This is a genomic window from Alkalibacterium sp. s-m-28 (assembly GCF_054658175.1).
Window position 1 is genome coordinate 1 of the sequence record NZ_BAAGIQ010000082.1, and the last position, 8,559, is coordinate 8,559.

9 protein-coding genes are annotated in these 8,559 nt (G+C 43.1%); all 9 read right to left on the reverse strand.

The annotated features are described in order from the left end of the window. Positions 1–162 precede the first annotated feature (162 nt). Positions 163–1,023 (reverse strand): helix-turn-helix domain-containing protein, encoded by an 861-nt coding sequence (locus ACYQ4S_RS09550; protein WP_346025064.1) that lies wholly within the window; start codon positions 1,021–1,023, stop codon positions 163–165. Positions 1,024–1,198: 175 nt separating this feature from the next. Beyond that, entirely contained in the window at positions 1,199–1,870 is a 672-nt protein-coding gene (phoU, locus tag ACYQ4S_RS09555; RefSeq protein WP_091267478.1) for a phosphate signaling complex protein PhoU, read from the reverse strand. 30 nt (positions 1,871–1,900) lie between these two features. Beyond that, on the reverse strand, positions 1,901–2,662 hold the full coding sequence (gene pstB / locus ACYQ4S_RS09560) for a phosphate ABC transporter ATP-binding protein PstB (protein WP_091267479.1): 762 nt from the start codon (positions 2,660–2,662) through the stop codon (positions 1,901–1,903). Beyond that, positions 2,662–3,477, reverse strand: coding sequence for a phosphate ABC transporter permease PstA (gene pstA / locus ACYQ4S_RS09565; RefSeq protein ID WP_091267480.1), 816 nt, complete (start codon positions 3,475–3,477; stop codon positions 2,662–2,664). Before pstA ends, pstB begins: the two co-directional genes overlap by 1 nt. Before the next feature lie 2 nt (positions 3,478–3,479). Beyond that, entirely contained in the window at positions 3,480–4,301 is an 822-nt protein-coding gene (pstC, locus tag ACYQ4S_RS09570) for a phosphate ABC transporter permease subunit PstC (RefSeq protein WP_459770823.1), read from the reverse strand. Positions 4,302–4,493: 192 nt separating this feature from the next. Then, the gene (locus tag ACYQ4S_RS09575) at positions 4,494–5,402 is read right to left on the reverse strand and encodes a substrate-binding domain-containing protein (protein ID WP_459770819.1); all 909 of its coding nucleotides are present in this window, start codon (positions 5,400–5,402) and stop codon (positions 4,494–4,496) included. A 178-nt stretch (positions 5,403–5,580) separates the two neighbouring features. Further along, the gene (pnpS, locus tag ACYQ4S_RS09580; RefSeq protein WP_459770820.1) at positions 5,581–7,353 is read right to left on the reverse strand and encodes a two-component system histidine kinase PnpS; all 1,773 of its coding nucleotides are present in this window, start codon (positions 7,351–7,353) and stop codon (positions 5,581–5,583) included. Beyond that, positions 7,350–8,057, reverse strand: coding sequence for a response regulator transcription factor (locus ACYQ4S_RS09585; RefSeq protein ID WP_346025069.1), 708 nt, complete (start codon positions 8,055–8,057; stop codon positions 7,350–7,352). Before ACYQ4S_RS09585 ends, pnpS begins: the two co-directional genes overlap by 4 nt. A 40-nt stretch (positions 8,058–8,097) precedes the next feature. After that, positions 8,098–8,268, reverse strand: coding sequence for a hypothetical protein (locus ACYQ4S_RS09590; RefSeq protein ID WP_428830625.1), 171 nt, complete (start codon positions 8,266–8,268; stop codon positions 8,098–8,100). Positions 8,269–8,559: the final 291 nt, after the last annotated feature.

The following is an 8,559-nucleotide window of genomic DNA, read 5'->3' on the forward strand; positions in this document are numbered from 1 at the left end:
ACAAATAAAAAGTTCGTAGAATGGGGATTAAGAGATTTAATCCATTTGTACGAGCGATAGAGATATTTAAATTATTGAACCGCCGTGTACGGAACCGTACGCACGGTGGTGTGAGAGGACGGTAAATTAATTATTTACCTCCTACTCGATTATTCTATGCGGTTATTCCGTTCTAGCTGCCGACTGAAGCTGCTCCTGAGCCAGTTTAGTGATCAGCAGGTACTTTTCGTTCTGCTGAATATCAAAGATGGTCTGAGCTTTTTTGTAAGCATCCAGTGCTTCATCTCTATGACCCAGCTTCTCCAGACACGAGCCTTTATAGTAGAAAAAGTCGCCTAGTAAAAATAAAGTCTTCTTCTCTATGACCAGCTCCAGTCCCTGCATCACTTTGTCCAGACAGCTGGAATACTTGCCTTCCCTGAACAGACAAATCGAATAGTTAAGCAGCAACTTAGCTTTCTTCTCATGATTCATCCATTCTGCAAATGAGTCGAACCCTTTCTGATAGTAAGCTTCTGCCAGGTCGTACTGTTTCTTTCTCAAATACTGATTTCCAATACTGTCAATGACTTCAACTCGTAGTTCTCCATTTTTTACATCGGTTTCCAATTCAATCAGATAGTCAAGAGCCTTATCGTTATCCCCGTCACGATAAGCGTATAAAAGTCCCTGTATCCAGTTAAAGAAATCTCTTTCTTCACCTATCGTCTTTTCGATAAGTTCTTCATTCGATTCGATCAGATAAGATACTGATTCATACTCTCTTCTTTCAAGGTGCTGACGAATAATGCGGCACAGCTGTGCTGTTTGAGAATAACGGCTCTCGATCGAATCTTCCCCATAAAAATAATGAATCGATACGGCCAGCCGTTCCGCTACTTTCTCCATCAGTTCCCGACTTGGTCTGACTTTCTTCTTTTCGATACGGCTGATCATGGCTTGAGTACAGATACCATCGGCCAGTTCCGCTTGCGTCATTTTAATTTCTTTTCTTCTTGTCTTAATCTTCTCCCCTAATTTCATACCCTTTTTTCCTCTCATTATATTACCATTATAATATCAGTTATATTAAAATATTATACACAAAACCTCATTTATTAGCTAGAGGAAGTTGGATAAAACCCAGTCATTTTATGAAAAAAAGGAATGAACAGGATTTCGGCCCCTCCATTCCTCGCTTTCACCCTTTATAGGCTTATTATGAGTAGTTATGGTGAGTATTCAATTCCTGTATTTCTCCTGTTTCAAAATAAAGGATCCATTCGGATATATTCGTGATATAATCACCCATTCTTTCAATATAGGTGCTGACAAGAATGTAGTCTGTGGCGCCCAGAACAAGCTCCGGATCCTGACGCATCTCATCGATGCTGGCTTTTTTAATTTCATCGGCCAGCGTATCAATGGCTTCATCCTTATGCGCAATCTCTCTGGCTTTTTGAGTATCATACTTGATATAGGCATCAATAATCTCCTGACCCATCACCTTAATTTTTTCTCCAGCTAGAGAAATTTTATTTTCAATTGTCGCATTGCGTTTATTCCCTTTAACTCTAATGGTGGATTTTGAGATGGATACAGCATGGTCGCCCATTCTTTCCAAGTCAGCGCAGGCTTTCATCACTGTGATGATCTTACGCAGATCTGCTGTAACTGGCTGCTGCAAAGCAATCAGTTCAATACAATCGTGTTCAAGCTGATGTTCCATTTCATTGATCTTTATATCTTCATCAATGACTTGCTTAGCCAGCTCTTTATCATGATTCGCAAAAGCTTTGATCGATTTATAGATGGCTTCATTAACGCGGTTCCCCATCTGAAAAAACTGACGATGCAGTTTTTCGAGTTCCTCATCATACGCTCGTCGCATAATATTCTCTCCTTTTATTCCTGAAAGCAATTACCCGAATCGCCCAGAAATGTAGTTATCTGTTTCTGTTTCGCTAGGATTCGTAAAGATTTTACGAGTTTCATCCTGTTCAATAATATTCCCATTCAGGAAGAAGGCTGTACGGTCTGAAATACGTGACGCCTGCTGCATATTGTGTGTGACCATTACGATGGTATATTCATTTTTCAGTTCAGACACGAGATCTTCTATCTTAGACGTGGAAATAGGGTCAAGGGCACTTGTCGGCTCATCCATTAAGAGAACTTCCGGCTCTACCGCTAGTGCACGTGCAATGCAAATTCTCTGCTGTTGTCCGCCTGAGATTGACAAGGCATTTCTGTCCAAGTGATCTTTGACTTCATCCCAGATAGCTGCCTGCTTCAAGCTCTTTTCTACAATCTCATCCAGTTCACTTTTGTTCTTTATCCCATGCGTTCTTGGGCCAAAGGCAATATTATCATAGATACTTTTTGGAAAAGGATTGGGTTGCTGAAAAACCATTCCCACTCGTTTTCTCAAATTGTTCAGCTCGACTTTTCTGCTGTAGATGTCTTTTCCATCAAGCTCAACGGTTCCTTCAATTCGGCAGTTTTCAACCAGATCGTTCATACGGTTGAGCGTTTTGATCAGCGTCGATTTACCGCAACCGGACGGGCCGATAAAGGCTGTAATTTCTTTTTCGTAAATATCGAGATCGACACCATGAAGGGCTTCGAAATCTCCGTACCAGAGTTTTAAATCTCTGACTGTTATTTTATTTGTTCTAGACATTATTTTCCTCCTCCAGCCAATCGTTTACTGACTAGTGTCGATAACGCGTTGATCACTAGAACAAACACAAGCAGAACGACTGCTGTTGCATAGGCTTCATTAACGTGACGCCCTTCCTGAGACAGTATATACATATGAAGAGACAGTGTTCTTCCGGAAGCGAAGAGACTGCCTGGTAGGTTCGTTGCTGTTCCAAGAGTGAACATAAGTGCTGCTGTTTCACCCACGATTCGACCAGTAGCCAGAATGACACCCGATAATATACCAGGCATAGCCACTGGCAGGACCACTTTGAACAAGGTTCTCAGTTTCCCTGCTCCAAGCGCATAACTGGCTTGTCTGATAGGCATACCTGTGGCAATCAGTGCCTCTTCAGTCGCTCGAATAATGACAGGCAGCGACATAATCGTGACCGTCAGAATACCTGCAATCAGTGAAAATTGGAACTCCAGGAAAATAACGAAGAAAAGCATACCGAATAAGCCGTAAATGATTGACGGGATTCCAGCCAGAGTGTCTGTAGCCATTCCGACTGCTCTAACCACTGGATTTTTTCTGTCAGCATAGTCCACCAGATAAAAGCCTGTGAACACGCCGATCGGAGTCGCAATCAGTAAGGTGCCCGCAACGACCATCAGTGTCGTCATCAGCGCCGGCATCATTGATACATTGGATGTGCTGTACTGCCATGAAAACAGAGAGGGCGTCAGAAATCTGACTCCGTTAATCAGAATGTAAATAACCAGATAGCCCAGCATGCCGAAAGTAAAAACTGACGATGCATAGACTAGACCTTTCATTAGTTTACTTACCATGATTATTTAGCCTCCCTTGTTTTCATAATCAGAAATGTCGTGTTGATGATTATAATGAAGACGAACAAGACGACACCTGTTGCGACTAAAGCATCCCTGTGCTGACCGGATGCATAGGCCATTTCCATAACAATATTCGTAGTCAGCGTTCTGACCCCTTCCGTAAGCCCTCTAGGCATTAACGGTTGGTTTCCCGCAACCATGACCACTGCCATCGTTTCACCAATTGCCCGTCCGACTCCCAATACGATACTTGAGAAAATACCAGATTTGGCAGCTGGAACGACAACTGAGAAAATACTTCTTTCGTGACTGGCACCCAAGGCCATGCTTCCTGAAAAATACGAACGGGGCACAGAGCGGATCGCTACTTCAGATAAAGAAATGACTGTCGGAAGAATCATGATGGTAAGCAGGAGTATCGCTGCCAGCATACTGTTCCCCGGCCCGCCGAATATGGCACGAATCTGTGGAACAATGATTCTCAGTGCAAAAAATCCGTAAACAATAGAAGGAATTCCTGCCATTAAATTAACTGCAGGCTTTAAGAATGCATAAAGTCTCTTCGGACAGAATTCCGCCATGAAAACAGCCGTCATGACACCGATCGGCACACCTAGACCTACTGCACCCAATGTTACTAGTATTGAACCTGTGATCATAGGTAGGAGACCGAACGTGGTCCGGTTCCAAGTCGTTCCGAAAATGAAATCAGTCAAGCCATACTCGAACATCATAGGCAAGCCATTAGTAAAAATAAAAATTACGATCAGTAGGAGAGACAAAATGGAAGTGAATGCCGCCATGAAGAAGACGCCATGCATGATTTTTTCCTTCCAATCGGTCTTAGCTGTTTTTCTGACGGGAGGACGACGCTTAGTCTTCCCCGCCGCTGCCCTCTTATTTATGTGTTCCATAATTAAAATCCTTTCTCAATTACAGTACAAGAGGGCTGCCGAACAGACGCATTATCTGTTCTGCAGACCCCTCTTTCCTATCTGTTTAGATGCTATTGATTAATCTAATACGTCTGCCCATGTTGAGAAGTCGCCTCTGAAGATGTCTGCAACTTGATCCATGCTTAATGATTCAAGTGGGTTATCCGGGTGGACAACGACTGCGATTCCATCAAGTGCAACAGCTCTTACTTCAGTTACTTGACTTGTTTCGTCATCATCAAGGTCTCTTGATGCCATACCGATATCGGACGTTCCTTCAATTACAGAAGTGACACCTGCACCAGATCCAGTTGAGTGAACAGCGATTTGTACGTCAGAATGAATCTCCTGATACGCTTCTGCCATTGCTTCAACAACTGGGTATACTGCTGTTGATCCGATAACATCGATCGATCCACTTAAGTCAAGATCGCTTCCTTCGTATGCTGGAGCATCGGTATCAGAAGGAATGTAACCTACTTCATTAACAATAGCTTGTCCCTCAGCTGAGAACATGAATTCCCAGAAATCAGCTGCCACTTCATCCAGTTCTTCACCAATAATGACATTGAAGTTACGCGCAATTTCGTAGTCTCCCTCAAGGATATTCTCTTCATTCGCGTCAACACCATCAATTTGAATTGCTTTCAGTGAATCGTCCAGAGCTCCAACTGAAGTATACCCAATGGCATACAAGTCGTCTGCTACTGTACTGTTGACAGCGTTCGTTCCTTGTTGAGCTGTTGCTTCAGCTGAAATCAGATCGTTATCACCATCATCGAGTCCAGTTAATTCAGCAAATGCATCACGTGTTCCAGATCCGACTTCACGAGTAACTAAGTGCAGATTTCTTGAATTATCGAAGTCTCCTCCGTTTGATCCTCCATCAGAACCGTTTGAAGCCCCTTCGCTTCCAGTGTCAGCACAAGCGGCCAGAGTTGTTGCGGCTAAACCTACGATAGATAGCAGTTTGATATGTTTTTTCACGTTAATCTCCTTTAGTGGATAAATTAAGACATCTCCTGTCTACAGTCCCTATATTAAATGTCGACTGTGTACTTTGGTTGGATTTATTGTCGATTTTATGTAAAGTAATGTAAATATCGTGTAAATAAAACCCACGACTCATTGGACAGGTGTCCTAAAGTCGTGGGTTAAATTTATTCTATTCATGTTTTAAAGGAAGCCAGATGGTAAAGGTACTCCCTTTATTTTCTTCGCTGTCTAATGTGATGCGCCCCTGATTATTTTCAATCAGCCACTTCACAATAGCCAGACCCAGTCCAGTTCCACCAGCATTCCGACTTCTAGCCTGGTCTACCCTGTAAAAGCGTTCAAAGATCCGCGACTGACTCTCTTTAGGAATACCAAGGCCGTTGTCACTGACGGTTATCACGGCTTCGTGGTCTGTCCGGTCAATGGTCACGCCGATCCATCCTTTATTCGGCGTGTAGGTGACAGCATTTCCAATCAGGTTGATCAGAATCTGCTTCAGCTGGTCCCGGTCGATTTCCAGTACGACGGCTTCATTTTCCACCACATTGAGTGTGATCTGTTTCAAATCCACTTTCTGATGAAGGATATTTCTGACCTCATCTGAGACATCCTTTATCCGTACGTCCTGAATGACTCCCTGAACTTTATGCTGCTCAAGTCTGGAAAGCTGTAGAATATCCTGGACCATCAAATCCAGACGTGTCGATTCTTTGTGAATGATTTTCAGAAATTCCACAAGCACTTCTTCATCTTCAAGCGCACCATCCAGCAGTGTTTCTGCAAATCCTTTCACTGCAGTGATCGGTGTTCTCAGCTCATGAGAAACATTGGCTACAAAATCGGTTCGAACTTTTTCAAGCCGTCTGATTTCTGTAATATCATACAGCAGGACAATATGATTGATGGTCTCTTTGGACTGATTCAGAATTGGGACGACATTGACATCGACGACCTTTTCCTCAGGGTACAGCAAAGTCGCTTCCTTATTCTGCAGGCTCTGCTCCTGAATCGCTCGAGTTATCAAGTCGATCAAAGCCGTGCTGTGTAGTCCCTCTTCATAAGATATCCCGATTTTACCGTAAAGATCTTCCCCTACGATTTCATTCATAACAGGGTTGACCATGGTAATATTGCCCTGATTATCTACGAGCATCACCCCAATAACTAGATGGTTGACCAGTTCCTTGAGCTGGGTCTGATTCTGATTGATTTCCTGCATCTGATAGTCAAGGTTCGTGGCCAAGTGATTAATGGCAAGCCCTAACTCATCGATTTCTTTATAGGAGTGCTCCCGGTATCGGCTTGAATAATCCTGAATCCTCAGTCGTTCAGTAATTTGTTTCATTTTTTCAATCGGATCGCTTATTCTCTTTGTCCAGTAATTGGTAAACAGCAGAGCGACCAGAATGGAAATGATCGTGAACAAGGCAAGCGTCTGAATGAACTGGTCAGTCAGTCCACCCATCTCCTCTACATTTTTAGAGAGCCGGAGAAAACCAATCAACTCTCCTTTTGTATTTACGACATCCGTAGCAGCATAGTAAAGGACTTCTCCTGTACTTTCGCTCGTACGATTGAATGTTCCAATCGATTCTCCATCAAGTACCTGTTGAATTTCAGGCCAATCGAGATGATTTTCAAGTACCTCTTCCCGAGCTCGAGTATCGTAAATGACCTCTCCTTCAGGCGAGATGAAGGTAATTCGTTCAGTAATCACTTCAGCCGTTTGATCCAACTGCAGATTTACAAGATTCAGATCATCTTCGAACTGCGATGCATCAAGTTGGCTCGATAAGGTTAACAATTGAGACTCAAGATCCTCTCCCTGCTGCTCAATAGCCTGCCGCTGAAGGCTGGATGAAATAAGATAGAGAAATAATAGGGTGAATAGCACAAGAACGAGCATAAAAAAACCGAGTATCCTGGCTCTCAGCTGTTTCATTTCGGCGCCTCCAGCTTATAACCAAACCCTCTGGCCGTTTTCAGATAGACCGGTTTCTTGGGGTCTTCTTCGATTTTTTCCCGCAGATGACTGATGTGCATGTCAACGATTCGCGTCTCTCCGGTAAAGTCAAAGTCCCAGACCGCCTGGAGCAGCTGCTCTCTGTTGAGAATACGCCCCTTATGTCGAGCGAGGTAAAGAAGCAACTCAAATTCTTTAGGTGTCACTTCCTGCTTTTCCCCTCTGACAGACACTTCATACTGATCAGGAGAAATAACGATATCACCGATGATGATGTCTTCCGTCAATTCGTCTGACTGTTCCTTCGATGCACTGTTTCTCTCCATACGTCTGAAAATAGCTTTCATTCGTGCAGTGACTTCTCTAGGGCTGAACGGCTTGGTCATGTAATCGTCTGCCCCCAGTTCCAGTCCGACGATTTTATCAATCTCTGAATCCTTAGCCGTCAGCATGATGATTGGTGCATCGATTTTTTCTCTTCTCAACTCCCGGCAGACATCCATCCCGTCCATCCCCGGAAGCATCAGATCGAGAAGGATGATATCGTAGGAATTGTTAAGTGCCATCTCGTACCCTTCTTTTCCATCCATTGCCCCAGAAACCTCATAGCCTTCTTTCTCCAGATTATACTGCAGAAGCTTCAAAATAGACTGCTCATCTTCAACTATTAGAACTTTTTTCATTTGCGCCCTCTTTCTCCTCATGACTGGTCTTGTTGATTATTTAATTTGATTTTATATGAATGTCGCGTTTCGGGAATGGAGTTTCTATTCCATTCTGCTTGAATTTCTCAAAAATTTTAAATCTCAAGTCGCTCGGAATTCTGAATTCCCGCTCGTCAGATTGTGTTTCAATCCAGAACCAGACAGTAAAATCTAACGAAGAATCACCCAATTATTCGAAAAAGACTCTCGGTTCCGGTTCTTTGAGGATATTATTCCATTTTTCTTCTCGCAGTTCAATAACAGTTTCTTCAATCAGCCGTCTGACGCGGGCTACATCGACGTCGTAAGAATTTTGAATTTACCCTTTTTACACTAAATATCCACTATTGCATGTAATTGAGCCAATTTCATAATTATTTGTCGTGTTTAACACCTGATAAATCAACTTTTTTAAAACATAGAAAAAAGGAACCCCCCCATATGGTACAATTAGGTTGTCGACTAAGACACGTACTCCAGG